This window comes from Nocardia noduli (genome assembly GCF_019038455.1).
Lineage (GTDB): Bacteria > Actinomycetota > Actinomycetes > Mycobacteriales > Mycobacteriaceae > Nocardia > Nocardia noduli.
Map to the genome: position 1 here is coordinate 1 of NZ_JAFMPL010000292.1, position 422 is coordinate 422.

Annotated in this window: 1 protein-coding gene; it reads left to right on the forward strand. The window is 65.2% G+C overall.

All coding sequences use genetic code 11. The features are described 5' to 3' along the window. Positions 1 to 422, forward strand: a 422-nt coding sequence (locus JZ792_RS43755; RefSeq protein WP_498044277.1) for a helix-hairpin-helix domain-containing protein, incomplete at both ends; no start/stop codon positions are given.

Sequence of the window (422 nt, forward strand, 5' to 3'; positions counted from 1 at the left end):
GAAGAAGGCCGAGGAGATGGCCGAGCACCGCGAGATCTTCCGCAAGGGCGCGGCCGAGAAGGGCATCGGCCAGGACAAGGCCGACGAGGTGTTCGACCTGATGGAGAAGTTCGCGGGCTACGGCTTCAACAAGTCGCACGCCGCCGCGTACTCCCTGCTGGCCTACCACACCGGCTGGCTCAAGGTGCACTACACGGCCGAGTTCTTCTGCGCCAACATGACGGTGGAAATGGACGACACCGACAAGCTGAAGGTGCTGTACGAAGACGCCGTGAAGATGGGGCTCACCTTCGAGCCGCCGGACGTGAACCGCGGCATGTACCGCTTCGAGCCGGTGACCGACAAGGTGATCCGCTACGGGCTGGGCGCCATCAAGGGCACCGGCCAGCAGGCCATCGAGGCCATCATCGCCGCCCGCGAGG